Origin of the sequence: Alteribacter populi, from assembly GCF_002352765.1 — a bacterium.
Classification (GTDB): domain Bacteria; phylum Bacillota; class Bacilli; order Bacillales; family Salisediminibacteriaceae; genus Alteribacter; species Alteribacter populi.
In genome coordinates this window covers 1,100,958-1,126,011 of record NZ_KZ293963.1, presented here as the reverse complement: position 1 = coordinate 1,126,011, position 25,054 = coordinate 1,100,958, and the positions used below count along the sequence as shown (strand labels likewise).

Annotated in this window: 25 protein-coding genes and 1 other annotated feature; all 25 genes read left to right on the top strand. The window is 41.1% G+C overall.

Features of this window, described 5'->3' with window-relative positions; translation table 11 throughout:
* Positions 1 to 32: 32 nt before the first annotated feature.
* The 25 genes from mraY to CDZ94_RS05360 all read left to right on the top strand — a co-directional run bounded on the left by mraY (position 33) and on the right by CDZ94_RS05360 (position 24,912).
* A complete protein-coding gene (gene mraY / locus CDZ94_RS05480) occupies positions 33 to 1,007 on the top strand; it encodes a phospho-N-acetylmuramoyl-pentapeptide-transferase (RefSeq protein ID WP_096435506.1) in 975 nt (324 codons plus the stop codon).
* Entirely contained in the window at positions 1,008 to 2,363 is a 1,356-nt protein-coding gene (gene murD, locus CDZ94_RS05475) for a UDP-N-acetylmuramoyl-L-alanine--D-glutamate ligase (protein ID WP_096435505.1), read from the top strand. It begins immediately after the preceding gene.
* Positions 2,364 to 2,512: 149 nt separating this feature from the next.
* On the top strand, positions 2,513 to 3,613 hold the full coding sequence (gene spoVE / locus CDZ94_RS05470) for a stage V sporulation protein E (RefSeq protein ID WP_096435504.1): 1,101 nt from the start codon (positions 2,513 to 2,515) through the stop codon (positions 3,611 to 3,613).
* A gap of 497 nt (positions 3,614 to 4,110) precedes the next feature.
* Positions 4,111 to 5,217, top strand: coding sequence for an undecaprenyldiphospho-muramoylpentapeptide beta-N-acetylglucosaminyltransferase (gene murG, locus CDZ94_RS05465; protein ID WP_096435503.1), 1,107 nt, complete (start codon positions 4,111 to 4,113; stop codon positions 5,215 to 5,217).
* 20 nt (positions 5,218 to 5,237) lie between these two features.
* Positions 5,238 to 6,146 (top strand): UDP-N-acetylmuramate dehydrogenase, encoded by a 909-nt coding sequence (gene murB, locus CDZ94_RS05460; RefSeq protein WP_096435502.1) that lies wholly within the window; start codon positions 5,238 to 5,240, stop codon positions 6,144 to 6,146.
* Positions 6,147 to 6,287: 141 nt separating this feature from the next.
* On the top strand, positions 6,288 to 7,064 hold the full coding sequence (locus CDZ94_RS05455; RefSeq protein ID WP_096435501.1) for a cell division protein FtsQ/DivIB: 777 nt from the start codon (positions 6,288 to 6,290) through the stop codon (positions 7,062 to 7,064).
* The gene (locus tag CDZ94_RS05450) at positions 7,042 to 7,758 is read left to right on the top strand and encodes a DUF881 domain-containing protein (RefSeq protein WP_198520832.1); all 717 of its coding nucleotides are present in this window, start codon (positions 7,042 to 7,044) and stop codon (positions 7,756 to 7,758) included. Before CDZ94_RS05455 ends, CDZ94_RS05450 begins: the two co-directional genes overlap by 23 nt.
* Positions 7,755 to 8,453, top strand: coding sequence for a DUF881 domain-containing protein (locus CDZ94_RS05445; protein WP_096435499.1), 699 nt, complete (start codon positions 7,755 to 7,757; stop codon positions 8,451 to 8,453). Before CDZ94_RS05450 ends, CDZ94_RS05445 begins: the two co-directional genes overlap by 4 nt.
* Before the next feature lies 1 nt (position 8,454).
* A complete protein-coding gene (locus CDZ94_RS05440; protein ID WP_096435498.1) occupies positions 8,455 to 8,820 on the top strand; it encodes a small basic family protein in 366 nt (121 codons plus the stop codon).
* Positions 8,821 to 9,017: 197 nt separating this feature from the next.
* Positions 9,018 to 10,316: a cell division protein FtsA gene (gene ftsA, locus CDZ94_RS05435; protein ID WP_096435497.1), complete on the top strand. Its 1,299-nt coding sequence runs from the start codon at positions 9,018 to 9,020 to the stop codon at positions 10,314 to 10,316.
* A 47-nt stretch (positions 10,317 to 10,363) separates the two neighbouring features.
* Positions 10,364 to 11,542 carry a cell division protein FtsZ gene (ftsZ, locus tag CDZ94_RS05430; protein WP_096435496.1) on the top strand — a complete coding sequence of 393 codons (1,179 nt, stop codon included), beginning with the start codon at positions 10,364 to 10,366 and terminating at the stop codon, positions 11,540 to 11,542.
* A 282-nt stretch (positions 11,543 to 11,824) separates the two neighbouring features.
* Complete coding sequence (gene spoIIGA, locus CDZ94_RS05425) at positions 11,825 to 12,745, top strand: sigma-E processing peptidase SpoIIGA (RefSeq protein WP_096435495.1); 921 nt, start codon at positions 11,825 to 11,827, stop codon at positions 12,743 to 12,745.
* A gap of 20 nt (positions 12,746 to 12,765) precedes the next feature.
* Positions 12,766 to 13,485: an RNA polymerase sporulation sigma factor SigE gene (sigE, locus tag CDZ94_RS05420; protein WP_096435494.1), complete on the top strand. Its 720-nt coding sequence runs from the start codon at positions 12,766 to 12,768 to the stop codon at positions 13,483 to 13,485.
* A 67-nt stretch (positions 13,486 to 13,552) separates the two neighbouring features.
* On the top strand, positions 13,553 to 14,398 hold the full coding sequence (gene sigG, locus CDZ94_RS05415; RefSeq protein WP_096435493.1) for an RNA polymerase sporulation sigma factor SigG: 846 nt from the start codon (positions 13,553 to 13,555) through the stop codon (positions 14,396 to 14,398).
* Between the two features lie 508 nt (positions 14,399 to 14,906).
* Positions 14,907 to 15,191, top strand: coding sequence for a YlmC/YmxH family sporulation protein (locus tag CDZ94_RS05410; RefSeq protein WP_096435492.1), 285 nt, complete (start codon positions 14,907 to 14,909; stop codon positions 15,189 to 15,191).
* Between the two features lie 137 nt (positions 15,192 to 15,328).
* On the top strand, positions 15,329 to 16,156 hold the full coding sequence (gene pgeF / locus CDZ94_RS05405; RefSeq protein WP_096435491.1) for a peptidoglycan editing factor PgeF: 828 nt from the start codon (positions 15,329 to 15,331) through the stop codon (positions 16,154 to 16,156).
* A gap of 24 nt (positions 16,157 to 16,180) precedes the next feature.
* A complete protein-coding gene (locus tag CDZ94_RS05400; RefSeq protein WP_096435490.1) occupies positions 16,181 to 16,861 on the top strand; it encodes a YggS family pyridoxal phosphate-dependent enzyme in 681 nt (226 codons plus the stop codon).
* A 30-nt stretch (positions 16,862 to 16,891) separates the two neighbouring features.
* Entirely contained in the window at positions 16,892 to 17,350 is a 459-nt protein-coding gene (locus tag CDZ94_RS05395; protein ID WP_096435489.1) for a cell division protein SepF, read from the top strand.
* Between the two features lie 19 nt (positions 17,351 to 17,369).
* A complete protein-coding gene (locus tag CDZ94_RS05390; protein ID WP_096435488.1) occupies positions 17,370 to 17,624 on the top strand; it encodes a YggT family protein in 255 nt (84 codons plus the stop codon).
* Positions 17,625 to 17,750: 126 nt separating this feature from the next.
* On the top strand, positions 17,751 to 18,530 hold the full coding sequence (locus tag CDZ94_RS05385; RefSeq protein ID WP_096435487.1) for a YlmH family RNA-binding protein: 780 nt from the start codon (positions 17,751 to 17,753) through the stop codon (positions 18,528 to 18,530).
* Positions 18,531 to 18,685: 155 nt separating this feature from the next.
* Positions 18,686 to 19,192 carry a DivIVA domain-containing protein gene (locus CDZ94_RS05380; protein WP_096435486.1) on the top strand — a complete coding sequence of 169 codons (507 nt, stop codon included), beginning with the start codon at positions 18,686 to 18,688 and terminating at the stop codon, positions 19,190 to 19,192.
* 66 nt (positions 19,193 to 19,258) lie between these two features.
* Positions 19,259 to 19,477, top strand: a binding site (T-box leader).
* Positions 19,478 to 19,580: 103 nt separating this feature from the next.
* Positions 19,581 to 22,343 (top strand): isoleucine--tRNA ligase, encoded by a 2,763-nt coding sequence (gene ileS / locus CDZ94_RS05375; protein WP_096435485.1) that lies wholly within the window; start codon positions 19,581 to 19,583, stop codon positions 22,341 to 22,343.
* 294 nt (positions 22,344 to 22,637) lie between these two features.
* Entirely contained in the window at positions 22,638 to 23,351 is a 714-nt protein-coding gene (locus CDZ94_RS05370; protein ID WP_096435484.1) for a TraR/DksA C4-type zinc finger protein, read from the top strand.
* 139 nt (positions 23,352 to 23,490) lie between these two features.
* On the top strand, positions 23,491 to 23,973 hold the full coding sequence (gene lspA, locus CDZ94_RS05365) for a signal peptidase II (RefSeq protein ID WP_232735739.1): 483 nt from the start codon (positions 23,491 to 23,493) through the stop codon (positions 23,971 to 23,973).
* 15 nt (positions 23,974 to 23,988) lie between these two features.
* Positions 23,989 to 24,912 (top strand): RluA family pseudouridine synthase, encoded by a 924-nt coding sequence (locus CDZ94_RS05360; protein WP_096435482.1) that lies wholly within the window; start codon positions 23,989 to 23,991, stop codon positions 24,910 to 24,912.
* Positions 24,913 to 25,054 lie beyond the last annotated feature (142 nt).

Here is a 25,054-nt window from a genome sequence, read left to right as displayed (position 1 = left end):
AGTTTGACACGTACTAGAAAGGGGTTCCTTAAATGCTGGAACAAGGTTTATTATTTGCACTAATCATGTCATTTCTCGTAACGGTGGTGCTTTCCCCGATATTCATTCCATTTTTAAGGCGTTTGAAGTTTGGGCAAAGCATTCGAGATGAGGGACCAGAATCTCACAAGAAAAAAACAGGAACACCTACGATGGGTGGAATTATGATTATTTTAGCGATCATTTTGACCACACTGGTAATGGGTGGGAAATTTCATTCTTTAAATGTAGAAATTTTCCTCGTTATACTTGTGACGTTTGGCTTTGGTTTGTTAGGATTTCTAGATGATTTTATTAAAGTAGCGAAAAAGCGTAACCTAGGACTAACGTCCAAGCAGAAATTTTTAGGTCAGCTTATTATTGCTGGAATTTTTTATGTCGTTCTTCTCCAGAGCGGACTGTCAACAGACATTCACATACCTGGTACGGCATTCTCTGTAGATATCGGTTGGTTTTATTTTCCTCTTATTATCATCATGTTAGTGGGAGCGTCTAATGCGGTCAATTTAACAGATGGATTGGATGGACTTGTTGCAGGAACAGCCGCAGTTGCATTTGGGGCGTTTGCGATTGTCGCTTATTCAGCTTCTATGTTTACAGTTTCTTTATTTAGTGCTGCCGTTGTCGGCGCAGTGCTTGGGTTTTTAGTGTTCAACGCCCACCCTGCTCGTGTATTTATGGGTGATACGGGATCACTAGCTCTCGGTGGAGCTTTGGCATCGATCGCGATATTAACGAAAACGGAACTGCTGCTTGTCATTATTGGTGGTGTTTTCGTTATTGAAACGCTGAGTGTTATTATTCAAGTTATCTCTTTTAAAACGACTGGAAAGCGAATCTTTAAGATGAGTCCACTTCACCATCATTATGAACTGTCAGGGTGGAGTGAATGGCGCGTGGTCGTTACATTTTGGCTTGTCGGTATCTTATTCGCTGTTGCGGGAATATATTTAGAGGTGTGGTTGTAAATGAAAGATGTGCGAGACTTTGTTAATCAAGAGGTACTCGTGTTAGGGCTTGCTAAAAGCGGGACAGCAGCAGCCAGGTTACTCCTTAAATTAGGGGCTCGGGTGACAGTGAATGACCAAAAGCAGCTAGAAGAAAACGAAGCGGCTCAAATGTTAGAAAAAGAGGGGTGTCGCGTAGTATGCGGTGACCACCCTTTATCTCTCGTTCATGATCAAGTGGCTTTTGTCATTAAAAATCCCGGTATTCGCTATGACAATCCCCTTGTTGCAAAAGCTCTGCAAAAGGACATCCCTGTGATTACCGAAGTGGAGCTAGCCTACCGGATAAGTGAAGCGCCTATCGTAGGTATTACTGGCTCGAACGGTAAAACAACCACGACAACTCTGATTGATCACATGCTTCAGTTTAGTTCTTATGATCCTCTTATTGCAGGTAACATTGGAAAGGTAAGCTGTGAAGTCGCTCAAGAAGCTTCCGAAAAAAACGTCATGGTCACTGAACTTTCCAGCTTTCAATTAATGGGAGTTGATACGTTCAAGCCAGAGATAGCGGTGCTCTTAAATTTGATCGATGCTCACCTCGATTATCACGGCAGCAGGGAAGCGTACGCTAATGCAAAAGGACAGTTATTTAAGAACCTGAATGAACAAAGTGTTATCGTTTATAATTATGACGATTTGCAAGTTCGAGAGATGGCTGAACGAGTCCAAGCTAAGCTCTTGCCATTTTCCGTGAAAGAAAAGCTAACGGAAGGGGCTTGGATTGAAAATGACGATTTAATTGTCAATGGAGAACCGATTCTTCATAGAGATGAGATGTCACTGCCAGGTGAGCATAACATCGAGAATGCAATGGCAGCAGCACTTGTCGCTCGTCATTACCAGACAGAGGTTGATCGCATCGCTTTTGTTTTAAAGAATTTCAGTGGCGTCAAGCACAGATTGCAATATTTGAAGAGTATTAAAGGCCGGAAGTTTTATAACAACTCAAAAGCGACAAATATCCCTGCTACGATCACAGCCTTAAAAGCATTTACGCAACCCGTTGTGTTAATTGCCGGCGGACTCGATCGCGGAAATGAATTTGATGAACTGATTCCTTGGCTGAAAGGGAAAGTTCGTGCTGTAGTAACCTACGGAGAAACATCTGAAAAGATTGCCCGTGTTACAAAGGAAGCAGGGATACCCGTTTACCAAGCAGACTTTTTAGAACAAGCGGTACCTAAAGCTTACTCCGAATCTAGTGAAGGGGATATCGTACTTTTATCTCCGGCATGCGCTAGCTGGGACCAATTTAAGACATTTGAAGTTAGAGGCGATTGTTTTATAGAAGCTGTTGAAAAATTGGACAGCTAATAGTCATGTTTGTCCAATAACCACATACAATCGGTAATAGAGAGGTAGTTGGAAAAGTTCGCGATTAAAAGCTGAACTTTTTCGCTCTTTTTCCTCCTTTATGAATCCACTCTATTAGATAGATGGAAGAAAAGACTGGGGTGTCTCTATTGCCAAAAACGAAAACAACACCTGATTTTATTTTAATTGCCGCAACGCTTGCCTTATTAGCGGTCGGAATGATCATGGTTTATAGTGCGAGTGCTGTATGGGCGGATTTTAAATTTGCTGACTCGTTTTTCTTTTTAAAAAGACAGTTGTTTTTTGCTGCGCTAGGCATTATAGCTATGGTATTTTTAATGCAGATTGACTATTGGGCATGGCGGTCGTGGGCAAAGCTTTTGCTTGTCGTTTGTTTTGGGTTATTGGTCATTGTGTTAATTCCTGGAGTCGGACTTGTTCGCGGAGGTGCCCAAAGCTGGCTCGGAGTCGGTGCATTTTCAATCCAGCCTTCGGAATTTATGAAAATCGCAATGATCGTGTTCCTGGCTAAATACTTATCTGAAAAACAAAAATACATCACGACTTGGAAGAAAGGCTTATTCCCTACGTTAGGTCTCGTTCTAACCGCATTCGCGTTAATCATGCTGCAGCCAGACCTAGGTACGGGTATGGTAATGGTACTAACTTGTGTGGTCATGGTCTTTATCGCTGGAGCTAAAACCTCTCACTTTTTGGTGTTAGCCATGATAGGACTAGGTGGACTAGTTGGGCTGGTTTTGTCTGCACCTTATCGTCTGATGCGAATTGTTTCATTTTTGGATCCATGGCAAGACCCGCTAGGAAGCGGCTTTCAAATCATTCAATCTCTTTATGCTATCGGCCCAGGCGGCTTGCTAGGACTGGGATTAGGAGAAAGCAGACAAAAATACTTTTATTTACCCGAGCCGCAAACGGACTTTATTTATGCAATATTAGCAGAAGAGTTGGGCTTTATCGGAGGAGTGTTTGTTTTAATTTTGTTTGCCATATTGTTATGGCGGGGGTTGCGTATTGCCTTGCATGCACCTGACTTGTTCGGCACGTTTTTAGCTACTGGAATTATTGGAATGATTGCGATTCAAGTGATGATTAACATCGGCGTCGTTACAGGACTGATGCCAGTTACGGGGATTACGTTGCCATTACTCAGCTACGGAGGTTCCTCATTAACATTAATGCTTTCATCGATCGGTATTCTACTCAGTGTTAGTCGTTTTGCTAGGGCATAACAGGTAACAAAACCCGCGCAACAAACATTACGAAAACAGCCGATTAAAACCAGGGTCCTTGCTATTTTCAAGCAGGGCTTTTTTCATTTTCATTGGTTAAAAGGTCGCATAGACTGTCGTTATTGATTTATGAAACGAAAGAGCGGAAGGCTGTGCAAAATAGCAGTCGTAGAATAGGATCTCCTGTTAAATACCGCCACGTCCTGTGGCGAACGCAGGAGTCAGCCCATCCTAGGGAAGAACTCTCGCTTCCCCGCTCCTCGTGTATTAACATCAGAGTCTTTGCTTGTCGCTCTGGTGCTCGAAGACTTCCTCGACCTACTCGGCTCTTTTTATGCTCCTTTTGAACACGCACTTATAGAAAAACATTGTAAAAATAAAAGCTGGTTTTCAAGCTCAAAAAAAGTTCAAAAAAATATCCACATTTTTCATATCTCATATCAAGATTTTCGCATTTAAGCTATAATAAGAAGGAAGAACCATTTTGGAGGTAGTTTATGAAAGTACTTATATCTGGCGGAGGAACAGGCGGACATATTTATCCTGCTCTCGCGTTAATTGAACAAATAAAAAAAGAAATACCGAATGCGGAATTTTTATATATCGGATCAGATAACGGTCTTGAATCAAGAATTGTTCCTGATAATCAAATTCCCTTTAAAACGGTAACAATTTCGGGATTTAGAAGAAAATTGTCCGTTGAAAATGTAAAAACAGTACTCAGATTTTTAAAAGCAGTATCTACAGCTAAAAGGTACATTCGTGATTTTCACCCTGATGTCGTTATTGGTACAGGAGGCTATGTTTGTGGTCCGGTCGTTTTTGCAGCTGCTAAACAACGAATTCCAACACTCATACATGAACAAAATAGCGTTCCCGGTTTAACTAATAAGTTTTTAAGTAAATACGTGGACCGTGTCGCTATTTCTTTTGAAGCCTCTAAAACCTTTTTCCCTAAAGAAAAAGTGGCACTTACTGGAAACCCGCGCGCTCAACAAGTGTATGAAGCGTCCCTAGAAAAAAGCGGCGGGCGCCTAACAGAGCTTGGGCTTGATCCGAACCAAAAAACAGTGTTAATTGTTGGAGGGAGCCGCGGTGCAAAGCCAATTAATGAAGCATTTTTACAAGCAGTACCTGCATTGAAGGATAAACCTTTTCAATGTCTTTATGTGACAGGAGACGTTCATTACGAGTCAATTAAATCCGAATTAACAACATTTGGAGAGCTAACCAATATCGTCTGTGTTCCGTTTATTCACGATATGCCTCAAGTGTTAAAGCACGTCGATCTTTTAGTAGCCAGAGCTGGTGCAACTACGCTGTCAGAAACGACGGCTCTCGGACTGCCTTCATTGCTAGTTCCGAGCCCGTATGTAACAAATAATCATCAGGAAAAAAATGCTCGGGCTCTTGAAAACAACGGGGCAGCCAAAGTGATCGTGGAAAAAGAATTGTCTGCCGATCGCCTCGTTCAAGAAATGGATGCGAGTCTTGAAAAAGAAAACTGGCAAGTCATGCACGAAGCAGCAAAGGCCATGGGAACTCCAGAAGCAGCAACTACTTTGAGGAAGCTAATGGAAGAAGTTATAGCTGAAAAACAATAGCTGGAACGGGGTGGCGAAAGGTGAAGGCATTAAAAGAAAAACTGGAACGGCTTCAAGATGGAGAAATCAAAGAAAATGAACCACTAAAAAACCATACTACCTGGAAGATTGGCGGACCAGCTTCATTATTCTTTGTTCCGGGTCACGTGGAAGCATTAAAAAAAGCTGTCGAGTTTATCAAAAAGTCTCAGGTCGAATGGTTTGTAATTGGCAAGGGTTCGAACCTCCTCGTATCAGACGAAGGGTTTCATGGAGTGATAATTAAATTGACCGAAGAATTAGCAGATATAAAGCTGGAAGGGTCAAGAGTTCGAGCGGGCGGTGGGGTTTCGCTTATTAAACTTGCTACGCTAATGAGTAAGGAGGGCTTTAGCGGATTAGAGTTTGCAGGTGGGATTCCGGGAACGGTCGGGGGCGCTGTCTTTATGAATGCCGGGGCCCATGGATCAGATATCTCAAACATCTTTATCCGTGCTCATATTTTATATCCTGATGGTACATTTAAATGGATTGATCGTGAAGAAATGGCATTTTCGTATCGAACAACTAAGTTACAAAGTGAGCGCGGTATATGTATCGAAGCAGAATTTGGCTTGTCAAAAGGAGATAAAGAGCAGGTCAGAGCAACTTTGCAGAAAAATAAAGACTACCGACGCCAATCACAACCTTGGAATTACCCATGCTGCGGCAGTGTTTTCCGTAACCCACTCCCTCATTATGCTGGGCAGCTTATCGAGCAATCTGGTCTAAAAGGCTATTCGATAGGTGGAGCACAAATTTCCACGATGCACGCCAACTTCATCGTAAACAAAGGGGATGCGACGGCAAAAGATGTTCTTAAGCTCATCAATCATATAAAGGATACTATCTCTAGAGAATACGATATTAAGATGGCGACAGAAGTCGAATGGGTGGGGGAAGTTCAATAACGAACCCGCTAGCCTGTTAATTAACGGTTGTGGTACAAGCCATTAAACGATGGTGAAGTAACCGTGTTTAAAACACATTCCTTTGACCAAAACCGTGAAGATTTTTAGTTAATGCCTGCTTAATAATGGAGGAAGACGAATATGGAGAAGAAAAAAGTTGTTGAAATTGAAGAGAGAATTCCTACATTAAAAGAGCGTCGCAAGCAACGGGCAAACCGACGTTTAATTTTATATGTTTCTGTATTCTTTCTTTTAATGACAATGGTAATCTATTTCCAATCGTCTTTCAGTCACGTGAAAGAAGTAGAGGTGATTGGAAATCAACATGTTACGGAGGAAGAAGTTACTTCTCTATCAAATTTATTAGAGGATGTAAGTATTTGGCGCTATGATAAAGACGGGATTGAAGAACGGTTAGAAGCTCACCCTGAGATAGGCACTGTTACTTTATCAAGAAGGCTACCGAATACAATCGTCATTCAAATGGATGAACTGAGCCGTATTGCCTATGTGGTAGAAGACGATTCCTACCTTCCTGTTTTGGAGACTGGTGATATATTAAGAGAAACGGACAGGCGTGAACAACCGTATGATGCACCTGTTATTTATGGTTTCTCACAAGAAGGGGAACTGAGGGAAATAGCTTCAGAACTTACTATTCTTTCTGGTAGTCTACATCAACGTATCTCAGAAATCCACTTATCCCCAGCAGATAATGATCCGTTACAGCTGAAAGTTTTTATGAATGATGGGTTTGAAGTTCATTCAACTTTAAGGAATTTTTCAGAGAGAATTACACCCTACCCTTCAATTGTTGAAGAGTTAGAAGCAGATCAAGAAGGTGTAATCCATATGAGAATGAGTCCTTATTTTGAAAGTTATACCGGGGAGGAAGATGAAGGTGAAACTGAAGAGTAATGTTGTCATTTTGTCTTTCGTGCTATTGGTTGCCGGTTTTATTCTTGCTTTTTCATTTCAGCTAACAAATGACAATGGCTCTTCAGAAACGATGACCAATTCCCAGTGGGAAGTGGAAGATGAATTAAGGAATGAGATTTTAATTCAACAATCTCTTAATCGAAACTTAACGGAAGAGCTACGGATCATTCAGACTGAAATGAATCGTGTAGAAGAAGACGTGGCAAACCATGAAAGACGGAATTTTAATTTGGTTGAAGACATGGATAAATTGAGAATGATCACAGGAGCAGTCGCGGTGAAAGGCGAAGGGATTGAAGTTCGACTCGATGATGCCGAATATATACCTGAAGATCAACACGCTAATAATTTTATCGTACATGAGCAGCATGTCCAGCAAGTGATTGACGAATTGATTGTCACAGGGGCAGAAGCCATTGCAGTAAATGGGCACCGTGTGAATCACCAATCCTATATTCAGTGTATCGGGCCTGTGATTGAAATTGATGGTCAGCGTTCATTTGCCCCGTTTGTCATTACAGCCATTGGGGATAGTGAACAATTAGAATTGGCGTTGAATTTATCAGGTGGAGTTCGGGACCAACTTGTCAATGAGAATGTCGAAGTCCGGATGGAAAAGAAAAATGAAATCGTTCTTGACCCTTACTTTGAAGAAGGTGAGAGTCTTTCATGAAAGATAGGATGATCGTTTTTACAATCATTACTACCATTGTCGGTTTTATGGTAGCGATACAATTTCAAACTACGAAGGAGCCGAATGTACGTGACACACGTTCTGTAATGGAACTGCGTCAAGAACTTACGGCTGAGAAAGAACGCCAGCAGGAGTTAATAGAAGAGCTTGGAAATCAAGAAGAGTTGCTCGGACAATTGCAAGAAACTGAAAATGTTGAGACCGTCATCGAAGAAGCGATTGAAGATTTGCGTAAAAGTGCAGGTTTAACTGAAGCTACAGGTTCAGGTGTTATTATTGAGGTCAACCCGGTTTTTGATGAGGATTACCAAGGAGGAGCGATTAGGTCAGTCCCACCACATTTATTAAGAATGTTGATAAATGAATTAAATATTTACGGTGCGAAGGACATTGCCGTGGGTTCTCAGCGAATAGTATCAACGACTCCTATTCGGGAAGTTCAAGGTGTAACTCACGTAAACAGCCGTAGAATGACAACATTTCCATTACAAGTTAGAGTGCTGACTGAAGATCCGGAACAATTACACCATTACATGATGACCTCGGAAATAAAGGAGTATCTTCATTATGAAAACCTGGAGCTCACATCTACCACGGTAAGTGAACTTACTTTACCGGCATATGACCAAACGCTTCGTGTTCGGTACATGTCTCCAATAAAGGAGGAATCATAAGGTGTGGCTTCCGATTATTGGTTTGTTAGTCGGTATTTTATTAGGTCTATCAACGGGGATTCGCGTGCCTGATGCGTATACGAGCTACCTTTCAATTGCAGTACTGGCAGCTTTAGATACGCTTTTTGGGGGAATAAGGGCATATTTAGAAAATACGTTTGAAGAAAAGGTATTTATTACAGGATTTTTCTCAAATATTATTTTAGCTGCGGGTTTGGCTTTCCTAGGCGTTCATCTTGGTGTAGACTTATACTTAGCTGCTGTTTTTGCTTTTGGTGTACGCTTATTTAATAACATTGCTCAAATCAGACGCTTACTGTTGGAAAGCTGGTCTAAGAAACGAAAAAAAGGTACACCAATTCCTTAACCTTCTTAACTTTTTACGGTAAAATTACGTAAAAAAAGAGGGAATGTAAAAAAGATGTGGAATACATTGTGTACTTACAAATCTATCGGTTATAGTTCTAAATGTGTGTAATAGGACAACTGCTATGATGAAGTAATGAAACATTGGAATCATTACCTATGTTACATAGATGGAGGAATCGAAGGAGGTGCCAAAGTATGAACAACCATGACACGTACGTGACGTTGGACATCGGCACATCTGCTGTCCGAGTCATTATTGGTGAAATCGCCAATGGTACGTTGAATATTATTGGAGTTGGAGAAGCAGAATCAGAAGGAATAAGAAAAGGTTCGATCGTGGACATTGATGAGACTGTCCGTTCGATTAAAGCAGCAGTAGAAAAGGCAGAACGAATGGTCGGGCTCAAAATAGAAAATATCATTGTAGGCGTCTCAGGCAACCATGTTCAACTTCAGTCCTGCCACGGAGTCGTTGCAGTCTCGAGTGAAGATCGGGAAATAGGTGACGAAGATATTATCCGAGTCATTGATGCCGCACAAGTCGTCTCAATCCCTCCAGAAAGAGAGATTGTAAATGTTCACCCAAAGCAATTTATTGTTGACGGACTCGATGAAATTAATGACCCACGCGGTATGATCGGTGTCAGACTGGAAATGGAAGGTACGATCATTACAGCCTCGAAAACGATGCTACATAATTTACTAAGATGTGTAGAAAAAGCAGGCCTCAATATTGCTGACATTGCACTTCAGCCCTTAGCTGCAGGATCATTTGCATTGCTAAAAGACGAAAGAAGTCTCGGTTGCATTCTTGTAGATATCGGAGGAGGATCGATTACTATTTCGGTCTTTAGAAACGACACACTGCAAGGAACAACGGTTATCCCATTAGGTGGTGTTCATATTACAAATGACATCTCAGTAGTCTTAAGAACATCGACTGATGAGGCGGAAAAAGTTAAAAAAGAATATGGTTGTGCGTATATTGATCATGCGTCGGACGAAGAGCTTTTCGAAGTTTCGGAGATCGGTAGTGATGAGTTACAAGAATATTCGCAAAGTGATTTAGCAGAAATTATTGAACCCCGAATGGCAGAAATGTTAGGGTTAGTTCATAAAGAAGTGCAAAAACTCGGCTTTGGCGAAGTATCTGGTGGCTACGTCCTCACTGGAGGGACAGTTAAAATACCAGGTGTACTTGAATTAGCTCGTGAAATTTTGCAAAAGAATGTTCGTGTCGCAATTCCCGATTATATCGGTGTTCGAGAACCACAATACACAAATGGTGTCGGTCTCATCCAATACGCTCATCGCAGTGCGAGAATTCAAGGTAAAGAAATTGCTGCAGGGATAGCATCGGTACCACAAGAACGAACCGAAGAACTACAGGAACGACCAACGAAAAAATCAAAACAATCAACTCCACAAAAGAAACAGAATGACGCGGGTGTAAAAAAACGTGTCTCTAACTGGTTTAAAGTATTTTTTGAATAAGTTTAAAGTGAATATCATGTGTATCATGATGGATTGGAGGACCGGAAATGCTAGAGTTTGAAATGGATATGGAACAATTAGCTACGATAAAGGTCATCGGTGTCGGTGGCGGAGGAAGTAACGCTGTGAACCGAATGATTGAAAATGGACTACAAGGTGTTGAGTTTATCGCTGTCAATACCGATGCTCAAGCATTGCACTTATCAAAAGCGGAAAAGAAACTTCAGCTTGGCGGCAAGCTTACAAGAGGTCTTGGTGCAGGTGCCAACCCTGATATCGGAAAAAAAGCAGCAGAAGAGAGCCGCGAGCATTTAGAAGAAGTTCTTCAAGGTGCAGATATGGTTTTTATTACAGCTGGCATGGGCGGAGGTACTGGTACAGGAGCTGCTCCTGTTATTGCTGAAATTGCCAAAGACCTCGGCGCATTAACTGTAGGTGTAGTTACTCGCCCATTTACTTTTGAAGGGCGTAAGAGAATGACACAAGCAGGAAGCGGAATTGGTGCATTAAAAGAGAAAGTAGATACGCTCATTGTCATTCCAAATGATCGTCTACTTGAAATCGTTGATAAAAATACACCGATGCTTGAAGCGTTCAGAGAAGCAGATAACGTTCTCCGTCAAGGTGTACAAGGGATCTCCGATTTAATTGCTGTACCTGGACTCATTAACTTGGACTTCGCTGATGTGAAGACGATCATGAGTGAAAAAGGTTCTGCATTGATGGGAATCGGGATTGCAACTGGGGAAAGCCGTGCTGCTGAAGCGGCGAAAAAGGCGATTTCCTCACCACTACTCGAAACGTCGATCGATGGAGCGCAAGGTGTGCTCATGAACATTACAGGTGGGTCCAACTTAAGCTTATTTGAAGTTCATGAAGCAGCTGAAATCGTATCTTCATCATCTGATAGTGAAGTAAACATGATTTTCGGTTCCGTAATTAATGAAAATTTAAAAGATGAAATTGTTGTTACGGTTATTGCTACAGGTTTTGAAGACGTAGCAGATGCTCCTGCGATGCAACGCCAGCAAATGAATGCGAGCCGTCGTGAAGCACCAGTACAACAAAAACCTGAACCGACGAATAACCAGCAGTCAGCTTCTCCTTCCTATCAGGAACCAAGCAGCCAGCCTGCTACTAACAACAAAACATACACCCAACCTCCGGAAAACGAAGGCGATTCTTTAGATATTCCTACGTTCCTACGTAACCGTCGTCGTCGATAGTCGGATGAATCAGAACGCAGCCCATTGTGGCTGCGTTTTTAGTAGATAGAACTCCCCTCTACCCAAAAGAAAATCTATCATTTCTTCACGAAATTCTCTAGCCTCTAAGTAGACTTTCAAGTATTGTTTCCTCATAGACAACATTCAAAGAAATATAATATGACAAATTAGCATAAAAAAATTCAAAATAACAGGCTTGTGACATTCAAAAAGTGACAGACTTACAGAGTTGGTTAAGCTATACTAATCTCAAAATCCATATTAAAAGAGGTTTTCGATACGATGACGCTCTATTTAGATGTGATTTGGCTGTTGAACTTTTTCATTGACTGGATGCTTCTCGCACTTACGGCTATTACGGTTAAGCGGTCTGTGAGTAAATGGCGGCTCGTTTTAGGAGCATTGGTTGCTTCATCGTACTTATTTATTTTATTCTCACCTTTAACTACTTATGTTGCCCATCCTTTAATTAAAGTGCTTTACTCCGTTGGGATCGTGTTAACTACCTTTGGTTTCAAAGGATTTAAACCGTTTTTCAAAGTTTGGATGATGTTTTATTTCGTAAGTTTTGTCACTGGTGGAGGTTTAATTGCTGCTCACTCCTTTTTTTCAACAGAAGTCTTTTTAGTAAACGATACCTTTGCCACGAGATTAAGCGGATTTGGTAGTCCGATAAGTTGGTTGTTTGTAGTGATTGGGTTTCCAGTCGTCTACTATTTTTCGAAAAAGTCGATTCATGGTGTGGAAACAGCCAAGATTCGTTTTGACCAGATTGTGCACGTTGATGTAAATGTGAGTGGTATCCAGCTGAGTCTCAAGGGGTTTGTAGACAGTGGAAACCAATTAAAAGACCCAATCTCCAATCGCCCAGTCATGATTATAGATATGACACAACTTGAAAAGGAATTCCCTTCTGAGTTTATTGAATTTACTCGAAAAGGAACAGAGAGTGTTGTTGATTTTGAGACAGTCCAAGAGTACACGATGACACTGATCCCTTATCGAACGGTTGGGAAAAATCATCAATTTTTATGGGCTTTGCGTCCTGAATCCGTGGTGATTCACCCAGGAGAAATCGGAGAAAGCTTCTCTTGTAACCAAGTGCTCATTGGGCTTAGCTATACACCATTATCTTCACTTGATGACTACGAATGTATTCTACATCCGGGGATGTTTCAAAACCAAAAGCAATCACCGGCTTGAACTTATTTGGGGGGATAACAATGCGGATTTTGAAGATGAAGGTTAAATTATGGTGGTATAAACTTCTGATGAAGTTTGGTATCAAGTCTGACGAAGTTTTTTATATTGGAGGAAGTGAAGCGCTACCTCCGCCATTGTCAAAAGAGGAAGAAGCACATTTACTTAAAAAGCTCCCTAAAGGGGATGAAGCCGTTCGTTCAATGTTGATTGAACGAAATTTAAGACTAGTCGTTTATATTGCAAGAAAGTTTGAAAACACTGGCATAAATATCGAGGACCTCATAAGCATTGGGACGATCGGCCTTATTAAGGCTGTAAATACGTTTGATCCTGAAAAGAAAATTAAACTTGCTACCTATGCTTCGCGGTGTATAGAAAATGAAATATTAATGTATTTGCGAAGAAATAATAAGATTCGATCAGAAGTGTCGTTTGATGAACCATTAAACATCGATTGGGACGGTAATGAATTGTTGCTGTCGGATGTTTTAGGAACCGAGGAAAACATTATTACGAAGGGTATTGAAGATAAAGTAGATCGTAAATTGTTAGTTAAAGCACTAGAAACGCTGTCTGCTCGTGAAAAGCAAATTATGGAGCTTCGCTTTGGCTTAGCAGGAGATGAAGAGAAAACACAGAAAGATGTAGCCGATTTATTAGGCATTTCTCAATCCTATATTTCTAGATTGGAAAAGCGAATCATTAAACGCTTAAGAAAAGAATTTAATAAAATGGTATAGCAGCAACATCAAGGCCTGAAGCTTTTCGTGATAAAGTGTAAATTTTCAGAGTAGTAATTTCTGCATAATTTTCCCTCTCAAGGAGATACTGATTCTTGTACATCAGCTCCTGTTGGGAGGGAAGGCATTGACACGAAACAAAGTTGAAATCTGTGGTGTAGATACATCAAAATTACCAGTACTCAAGAACAAGGAAATGCGAGTGTTGTTCGAAGAGATGCAAAATGGTGAGACTACAGCCAGAGAAAAGCTTGTAAATGGAAACTTGCGCCTCGTTTTAAGTGTGATTCAACGCTTTAACAATAGGGGAGAGTATGTAGACGACTTATTTCAGGTCGGCTGCATTGGACTTATGAAATCCATTGACAATTTTGATTTAGGACAAAATGTCAAATTTTCCACCTACGCTGTACCGATGATTATTGGTGAAATCCGCCGTTATCTTCGTGATAACAATCCGATTCGTGTTTCCCGTTCGTTACGAGACATTGCCTATAAGGCATTACAGATTAGAGACACGATCATGAATGAAAAACGGCGAGACCGTGAACCTACAATTCAGGAAATTGCAAAGGTGCTAGATGTACCTAAAGAAGACATTGTGTTTGCTTTAGATGCGATTCAAGATCCGGTATCGTTATTTGAACCGATTTATAACGACGGCGGAGACCCTATTTTTGTAATGGACCAAATAAGTGATGACAAGCAAAAGGACACGCAGTGGATCGAGGAAATCGCTTTAAAAGAAGCGATGATCCGGTTAAATGACAGGGAGAAGCTTATATTAGATATGCGATTTTTCCAAGGAAAGACCCAAATGGAAGTAGCAGATGAAATTGGAATTTCTCAAGCACAAGTTTCTCGTTTAGAAAAAGCGGCAATCCAACAAATGAATAAACATGCAAAAGAATAATACCCTAAACCTGCCATTGTGCAGGTTTTTTTACTGTGAAGTGCGGAAAGCGAGCAGATGCAAGCCAACGAAGCTACATAAAGCTACTCTTAATTTAACACCAAGCAAGCTGGAGACCGTAGCCAAGCTGAAACGTGTTTAAAAGCTCCCTTAATATAAATGATCTTCTGCGTAGTACTGTAATCTGCGAAACTCCTGCGGAAAAACAGACCAGACGAGACCCCGCAGGGCGCTTTTCCCGAGGAGGCTTGGCGGTACGTCCTCGGAAAGCGAGCAGATGGAGGCCAACGGAGCTGCATAAAGTCACTCTTAATTTAACACCAAGCAATAACCCAAAAATTACGACAACATAGCATTTTGAACTTGTATTCATTTCTAAACAAATGAATGATGAAGTTGATTCAAATGCAAGGTTTATTTCTTAAAATGAGACGGGCATTCCTTATATGAGTGGCAACATATCCGCTCGTTCTCCTGCATATAATGGACCAAGACAGGAGGGGACAGAATGCTCAAAATTTCAGATATTCAGGCAAAAGACATCGTAAACTTGGCTGACGGACGATTACTTGGTCATATTTCTGATTTAGATATTAATTTAGAGACAGGTCGAGTGGAAGCATTTATTATTGGCGGAGGAAAAGTGATGAACTTTTTTGGGAAAGAGCAGGAAGTTGTTGTTCCTTGGAATAATGTCGTCAAGATCGGTTCGGATGTCATTCTCGTACGATACAATGAAGGAAGCTATGCTACCGGGCAATTTCTACCTCCCAGCCAAGAAGGCCCGACATAAAAGTGCGAGTTCAACTACCATTCCCAGACTTTACGAGCAACTTCAAACGAAGATCCGACATAAAAACAGCCAGCTTTGTTCCTCATTAGTGAAAAAAATGGTAGAATAGAGAGAAACGATGAAATGGGGGTACGATTATGACGAGAGACGAACCTTTTATTCAATCAAACTCCCCCCTTCATTTACAATTATCCCCTTTTTTAGACTTGAATCCGTCTATTACAGTCGGGTTTTCGACGAGAAAGGGAGGGACAAGCATCTCTCCATATGACTCATTAAATTTAGGCTTACATACAGCTGATGCTGATAACCTTGTAACAAAAAACAGGGAAAAACTAGGGGAGTCCTTGCGCTTTCCTTTGAAAAATTGGGTCGTAGGTGAACAAATTCATTCTAATCACGTTCGAAAAATAGCTGAACGCGATAAAGGTGGCGGCGCAATCGACCTTACTACAGCCATACCTGAAACCGATGGGATTTATACTAAAGAGCGTGGGATTTTGCTCACTAGTATGTACGCCGATTGCGTTCCCCTCTATTTCTATGCTCCTGATCACGACTTGATCGGTTTAGCGCATGCTGGCTGGAAAGGGACGACAGGAAATATTGTTCAAAATATGATTGATGCTTTTGTAAAAGAAGGTGCAGACAAAAGTGGGATTTATGCAGCTATTGGTCCAGCTATATCAAAGCGTTGTTATGAAGTTGATGACCGAGTGGTTTCAGAAATTAAAAAATTATCTTGTTCGGATATGCAAAGTGTCATTGAACCCCGACAAAATCAACGTTACTTTTTAAATTTAAAAGAAGTAAACCGCCAGCTTTTACTAAATAGCGGGGTTGATGAAAGCCATATTTTTGTTTCTCGATATTGTACATATAAAGAGGAGCAACTATTTTATTCCTATCGTCGAGACAGTGGAAAAACAGGAAGAATGATGAGCTTCATAGGACTTCCGACATAACTGTCCTTATGAGGAGGCACATCGATGAGTGTAAAAGATCATTATTTTGATATTCAACAGCGAATCGGACAAGCATGTAAGAAAAATGACAGAAACCCGCATGCTGTCCACGTAGTAGCAGTAACGAAATACGTAAGTGAAGAACGAACGCAGGAAGCCCTTCACGCGGGCATTCGTCACATCGGTGAAAACCGAGTTGAAGGCGGTGTGAAAAAGTGGGATGCCTTAGGTGACTCCGGTACATGGCATTTCATTGGAAGCCTTCAATCAAAAAAAGTGAAGCACATAGTCGGAAAGTTTGATTACCTTCACTCTCTTGACCGTCTTTCTTTAGCTAAGGAAATCCAAAAAAGAATGCCAGAAGGAAAACAATTGAAATGCTTTGTTCAAGTGAACGTATCTGGTGAAGAAACAAAATCAGGACTGAACCCTGAAAATACGATTGCATTTATTGAGGAACTACGGCAATACCCAGCCATTGAAGTAGTCGGATTGATGACCATGGCCCCATACATTGAAGCTGAAGAAGTGCGTCCTTATTTTCAGCGGCTTCGCAAATTAAAACAGGAAGTGGAAAAGCAAAATTATTCACATGCCCCGTGCCGGGAGCTGTCAATGGGAATGTCAAATGATTTTGAAGTGGCTGTGGAAGAGGGAGCTACCTTTATTCGAATCGGTTCAGCCCTGGTAGGCTCTCGCGACTAAAAAAGTAACTGAGTAAAGGAGAGGTTAGCAATGGGTATTAAAACGAAATTTAAACGTTTTTTTGAACTCGATGATGAGTATTCTGAAGAAGAATATCAGCAAGAAAACTACGAAAACTCTACTAATTCTTTTTCAGAACAAACTGCTGCTGCATCTGAAGAAAAGAAAGACAAAGGAAATGTTGTATCGTTATCAAGCGTGCAGCAACAAAGTAATGCAAAGGTAATGCTCATTGAACCTCACAGTTATGATGAGGTGCAGGATATTGCCGATCACTTGAAAAATCGCAAAGCTGTTGTGATTAATCTGCAGCGTATTCATCATGATCAGGCAAAAAGAGTCGTCGATTTTTTGAGTGGAACAGTGTATGCTATTGGAGGAGACATTCAAAAGCTAGGGGTTAATATTTTCTTGTGTACACCAGATAATGTCGATGTGACCGGATCAATCTCGGAAATATTTGCAGATGAAAGACAGAAGAATTTTTAGGTAGGTGATAGAATTGGGTATGGTAATAGGTTTACTTTATCAATTAATGTTTTTCTATATGATTTTAGTGTTTATTTATATTTTTATGTCCTGGGTACCAAATGCTAGAGAGTCTTCATTTGGACAAATGATCGGCCGGTTAGTGGAGCCGTATTTAACACCATTTCGAAATATCATTCCCCCTTTAGGTATGATTGATATTTCTCCGATTGTTGCGATCTTAGTTCTGAACTTTGCACGTCAGGGCTTACTTTATATCGGACAACTGTTCTAAGAGTGCATGTTCAAATAGGGGAATAAAAAGGCCGAGAAGTCCATGGAAGCGCCCGCTTCTAAGTTGTCTCAATGGATACTCTACCCGGGCTTTTTGAACAACCTCTAAAAGAAAGCAGGGTAACTGATGTCGATTTATCAACATTTTCGTAAAGAAGAGCATGCGTTTGTTGACCAGGTGCTGGAATGGAAACAAGCAGTCCTAGATCAGTACAGTCCTCGTCTTTCTGATTTTCTTGATCCACGGCAACAAACGATCGTAAAAAGCCTGGTAGGGACAGATCATGATGTCATTGTCCAATTTTTTGGAGGTCACACAGACACAGAACGAAAACGAGCATTTTTATATCCTGATTACTATCAAGTGTCAGAAAGCGACTATCAGCTCGTACTTTTCCAGATCCATTACCCGAGTAAATTTGTTACACTTGAGCATCCCCAATTGTTAGGGGCATTGATGAACCTCGGAGTAAAGCGGGAAAAGTTTGGTGATATCGTTCAAAAAAAAGATCAGCTCCAATTTGTGGCAGCCGAAGAGATTGCTGATTTTGTAGAAATGAATGTTTCTCAAGTAGGTAAAGCAACAGTGAAGATTGAACGACTACCTCTAGATCAAATTCTTCCACCGACAGAAGATTGGAGAACTTCTATGGTTACTGTTTCGTCATTGAGACTGGATACGGTAGCAGCAGAAGTTTTCCGCGTTTCAAGATCAAAAATGAAAGCTTTGATTGAAGGTGAACATGTAAAAGTGAACTGGAAAATCGTCTCCGATCCAAGCACGCAATTGTGGTCAGGAGACATGCTTTCTGTTAGGGGAAAGGGTCGGGCGAAACTCATAGAAGAAGAGGGGCGTACGAAAAAAGACCGCTGGAAGCTAACGATGGGTTATCCGGTGACAAAATAACTAGAAAAAAAGGATATCCCATTTCTTTGTCGAAATGATTAACGGTACATAGGTAACAGGGTACCACTTGTTAAAATGGTCAAGGTGATAATAGAGGACAGTTGTTTTGAACGGCTTACAAGTGAAGGTGAAAGATTATTTGGAGGTGTTAAGTAATGCCATTAACCCCATTAGATATTCATAATAAGGAGTTTACACGGGGATTTCGCGGTTATGATGAAGATGAAGTGAATGAATTTCTTGATCAGGTGATTAAAGATTATGAAATGGTCATTCGTGAAAAGAAAGAGCTTTATGATCGTGTCAATGAATTAGAAGAGAAACTTGATCACTTCTCTAATCTTGAAACGACATTAAATAAATCGATCTTTGTCGCACAAGAAACGGCTGAAGAAGTAAAGCGCAGTGCGGACAAAGAAGCAAAATTAATCATTAAAGAATCGGAAAAAAATGCCGATCGTATTATTAACGAAGCGTTGGCAAAATCAAGGAAAATTGCCCTTGAGATTGAAGAACTAAAGAAACAATCCAAAGTGTACCGTACTCGGTTTAAAATGTTGCTACAAGCTCAACTTGAAATGCTATCCGGCGATGAGTGGGACGATTTAAGCAAGGGATTGGAAGAAGAAACCGAAGAGTCCTACGAAAGTGTTAATCCTTAAGCTTGACGGCCAATTTGTATTTGACTTATAATTCATTTCATAAATGCCAATAATGTTATTCATAAAACCAAAACGAAGATAGGGAGAGTACGTTAATCTTTTGTACACTAGCGAGTCAGGGACGGTGTGAGCCTGATGTACTGGATGAACGGAAAATCACCCTTGAGTTGCGCACTGAAACATACGGAGTAAGCTGTGTCGGGTCATTCTCGTTACGAATGCTTAAGTGAATAGTGATGTCTATTCATTAGGGTGGTACCGCGGGTAAAACTTCTCGTCCCTATTTTGGGATGAGAAGTTTTTTTGAATTAAGAAAATATAACAATCTACGTTTCAATGCGAAACCCAATTTCCAATTGTAATGCGATATGTATAAGGAGGAAGACACATGAGCTACAAAGATACACTTTTAATGCCTAAGACAGACTTTCCAATGCGTGGAAATTTACCGAACAAAGAACCGGGCATGCAAGAAAAATGGGAATCAGAAAAGATCTATGAACAAGTTCAAACAAGAACAGAAGGCAGACCGCTTTTTGTTTTGCATGATGGTCCGCCATATGCCAATGGTGATATTCATATGGGTCACGCTTTAAATAAAGTGTTAAAGGATTTCATCGTTCGTTATAAATCAATGGCGGGCTTTCAAGCCCCTTATGTTCCAGGTTGGGATACGCACGGGTTGCCGGTTGAAACAGCCTTAACCAAAAAAGGCAAAGTGAACCGGAAAAAAATGAGTGTAGCAGAATTTCGAAAAAAGTGTGAAGAATATGCTCTCGGCCAAGTGGATAGTCAGCGGGAACAGTTTAAACGATTAGGTGTGCGTGGAGATTGGGATAACCCGTACGTGACACTTACACACGAATACGAAGCTCAACAGATTAAAGTTTTTGGAGAAATGGCGAAAAAAGGCTATATCTACAAAGGGAAAAAACCGGTTTACTGGTCACCTTCTTCAGAGTCTGCACTGGCAGAAGCCGAAATCGAATACGAAGATAAGCGCTCACCTTCAATTTATGTTGCTTTTGATGTTAAGAATGGAAATGGTGTTCTCCAAGGCGATGAAAAGTTCGTAATCTGGACGACAACTCCTTGGACGATTCCAGCAAACCTAGGGATTGCCGTTCACGCTGACCTCGATTATGTCATTGTAAATGTAAATGAAACGAAATACATCCTCGCACAAGGACTATTAGAAACCGTTTCTGAAGCGATCGGCTGGGAAAGCTATACAATCGAGCGCACAGTAAAAGGTGCTACACTTGAACATACAGTTGCTCAACATCCACTTTATAATCGTGACAGCTTAGTTATGCTCGGTGATCACGTAACGTTAGATGCAGGTACAGGTTGTGTTCATACAGCACCGGGACATGGGGAAGATGACTACATCATCGGTCAAAAGTATGGGTTGGATGTCCTTTGTCCAGTAGATGATAAAGGCGTGATGACTGAAGAAGCACCAGGCTTTGAAGGTTTGTTTTACGACACTGCGAATAAGCCGATTACAGAGAAGCTTGATGAAGCCGGTGCGCTCGTAAACTTATCGTTTATGACACATTCTTATCCGCATGACTGGCGTACTAAGAAGCCTGTTATTTTCCGTGCAACCGCGCAATGGTTCGCTTCCATTAAAGATTTCCGGGACGACCTTTTAAGAGAAGTAAACAATGTAGAGTGGCTGCCAAAATGGGGAGAAACTCGCCTTTACAATATGGTTCGGGATCGTGGCGATTGGTGTATTTCCCGGCAGCGTGCCTGGGGTGTACCGATTCCGATTTTCTACGGAGAAAATGGAGAACCGATTATTAATGATGAAACGATTAATCACGTATCTGGTCTCTTCCGTGAGCACGGGTCGAACATCTGGTTTGAGTGGGAAACGAAAGAACTTCTTCCAGAAGGCTTCACGTCAGAGCACAGTCCTAATGGTCATTTCACTAGAGAGATGGATATTATGGATGTTTGGTTTGATTCAGGCTCTTCTCACCAAGCAGTTCTTGAAGAAAGAAACGAATTGCAGCGCCCAGCTGATGTATATTTAGAGGGATCAGACCAATATCGTGGCTGGTTCAACTCTTCCTTATCGACAGCTGTAGCGGTTACAGGAAAGGCACCTTATAAAACTGTCGTAAGCCATGGATTTACACTCGATGGACAAGGGCGAAAAATGAGTAAAAGTATTGGTAATGTTATGGTGCCTAACAAAGTAATGAAGCAACTCGGCGCTGATATTTTACGTCTTTGGGTAGCTTCTGTTGACTACCAAGCTGATGTTCGTGTATCCGACGACATTTTAAAGCAGGTTGCAGAAGTATATCGTAAAATCCGTAATACGTTCCGCTTCCTTCTCGGCAATCTTCATGACTTTAACCCTGAAGAACACGGAGTTGATTATGATCAACTGCCCGAACTTGACCGCTACATGCTAGTGAAGTTAAATGACCTTACAGGCGACGTGAAAACGGCTTACGACAATTATCAATTTGCACAGGTTTATCATAAAGTACACAATTTCTGTACCATTGATCTAAGTTCATTTTATATGGATATTGCAAAAGATACGTTATACATTCAACATGCTGATGATCCAACTAGAAGAGGAATTCAAACGGTCATGCATGAAGTTCTCGTAACTTTGCTGAAACTGCTTTCCCCAATTTTGTCTCACACTGCCGACGAAGCCTGGGAGCAGTTACCGACTAAGGAAGCAAAAAGCGTTCAGCTTACGGATATGCCGAAGGCGACTCAGTATCTGGAAGCTGCTGAATTGAAAGCGAAATGGGATACGTTTATGGCGCTTCGTGACGATGTCCTAAAAGCATTAGAGGAAGCAAGAAGTGAAAAAGTGATCGGAAAATCTTTAACTGCTCACGTGTCAGTTTTTGCTGATAAAGAACAATTTGAATTGTTAAACGGATTGAACAATCTTGACAAACTTCTTATTGTCTCTGATGTCTCGTTAAAAGAAGGGCGCAATGAAGCACCCTCTGAAGCAAAAAAGTATGAACATTTGAGCGTCGTTGTTGAACCTGCAGCAGGCGAAACATGTGAACGTTGCTGGGTTGTAAGTAAAACGGTAGGGTCGAATGAAAACCATCCTGGACTTTGCTCCAGCTGTGCTGAGATTGTAGAAAATCACTATTCTTAATGCTAAAAAGAGCCGCAATTTGCGGTTCTTTTTTTATTCTTTTATAAACGATGTCCAGCGTTGCCCGCAGAAAGAGTCCGCCTGTAGCGGAATAGAACGACAATCTTAACTTTTCAACTCACGATGACCAACTTTTATGAGCCGATTTGATTTAATCACGAGCCATTTCGAATAGAACAATACTTGAAAACCCATTCCCTTACTTAGCAAAAGTTGTCCAGTCTAAGGCAGATTGTTGCGGAGAAAATAAAGATGAGTCAAATACACCACCAATCCTGAAGGGAGGGAAAATGGATGGGGAAGTTTGACAAGTTTAAAAAACAATTGCTAGCAGAAAAAGCCGAAGTGTTAGAACGATTAGCTCACGACGAAGAGTTCGGATTGGAACAGTCCCTGTCTGATCAAACTGGTGATTTATCACAATATGATAACCATCCTGCCGATGGAGGTACGGAATTATTTGAACGAGGAAAAGATTTAGCTTTGCACGAACAAGTAAAAAATCATTTACGAGATATCGATGAAGCGTTAACTAAAATGGAAAATGGTACGTATGGCATTTGTGAAAAAACAGGGGAACCTATTCCTAAGGAAAGGCTAAAAGCCAATCCGTTAGCGAAAACCATCGTTTTTAAAGACCAGGGTGAAGCTAACCAAGGTGCGACTTACTCGGATCGATCAGTTGAAGAGGAAGTATTGGGTGGATTTGATCGTTATAATTACGACAGGGATGACAGAGAAACAGAATTTGATGCAGAAGACAGCATTCAGTCCGTCAGCAAATTTAATGACATTGATGCGATGCACGATGAGCTTGGGGTAGAGACAGCTACTGAACTGATTGGCTATGTTGAAGAACTTGAAGGTTTTTTATCCACAGGTCTTGATGGCTACCGCGGAACAGAAAGTGTTCATTTTGAGAGAAATGAACATTATAACCACTATGTTAATCAAGTGATGGAGAATGTTTTTCAGCCTGAAGGGGAAAGTGAAGAAGAAGAAGAATAAAATCGAGCATTTTTTACATTAGGCGTATCGGTATCCCCGATACGTCTTGTTAAACTGATACAGTGCGATAAAGATTGTCTCCCTCATGTGTCTTGTGCTAAAATGCAAAAGGATACAAATGTTGAACGGAGGAAAAAATTTGAAAGCACTTATCTATTATGGGATAGCACTCGTTATCATTCTTCTTGATCAAGTAACGAAATGGCTCGTCGTGCAGCGTATGGAAATTGGGCAATCGATTCCAATTATTGAAAATATCTTTCACCTCACATCTCATCGCAATGCAGGAGCAGCATTTGGTATTTTGCAAGGACAGATGTGGTTGTTTTTTATTGCCACGCTTATTGTACTCGTTGTTGTGGCGTACTATATCCAAACCCAAGGGAAAAACCATCCATGGTTTGGTGTATGCTTAGGTCTTGTTTTAGGTGGTGCGATCGGGAACTTCATTGATCGCCTACTGTTTGGAGAAGTCGTCGATTTTCTCGACGTTTATATTGGTACATACAATTTCCCGATATTTAACGTAGCAGACTCGGCTCTTGTTGTTGGTGTCATAATGTTAATCATTTACGTATTCAAAGAGGATGCTCAAAAAGCGAACTCGAATTCAAAGAAATAGGCAGGAGAAAAAACCATGAATCAATTTCAATCCACGATTACAAATGACTTAAAGGGGAAACGTATAGATAAAGTATTGGCTGATCTTTACGAGCAATTTTCCCGTTCACAAATTCAACAAATGATTCAAGATGGACACATAAAAGTAAATGATGACACTGTTAAAAGTAATTATAAAGTAGCTGAAGGCGATAACATTACCATTGAGGAAAAGGATCCAGAAGTATTGGATGTTGTTGCTGAAGACCTGAACTTGGATATTGTATATGAAGATGAGGACGTTCTTGTCGTTAACAAGCCACGGGGAATGGTTGTTCATCCAGCACCTGGACATACAAGTGGTACGTTAGTAAATGGGCTGATGGCTCATTGTAGCGACCTTTCTGGGATTAATGGCGTCATTCGTCCTGGAATCGTTCACCGGATCGATAAGGATACGTCTGGGCTATTAATGGTCGCAAAAAATGATCGTGCCCATGAATCACTTGTCGAGCAGTTAAAAGCGAAAACGACGAAACGTGTGTATCATGCTATCGTCCATGGCGTGATTAGCCACGACACTGGGACAATTGATGCTCCAATTGGACGAGATACAGATGACAGACAAAGCATGACTGTAACAGAGAAAAACAGCCGTGATGCTGTCACACATTTTCAAGTTCTCAGCCGTTATAAAAACCATACACACGTAGCTTGTGAATTGGAAACAGGAAGAACTCATCAAATTCGTGTCCATATGAAATACATCGGCTTTCCGATTGTGGCCGACCCGAAATACGGCCCACGGAAAAAATCAACGTTTCCAATTGAGGGGCAAGCGCTTCACGCTGCGCTACTCGGATTTGTTCACCCTAAAACAGGAGAAGAGCTTACGTTTGAAGCACCGCTCCCTGAAGATATGGTAGCCTGTCTTGAGCAGTTAAAGCGCGAAAACAGTTGACTTCTTAATTTAACCGTGCCATAATAACATAAGAATTGAATAGTTAACCTTTAAGACAGTCCCGTGAGGCTGAGAAGGAATCGACGCAACGACATCACTCTATCTGTAGTATAGGGTAGGTGTAATCATGTGTATGAAATAA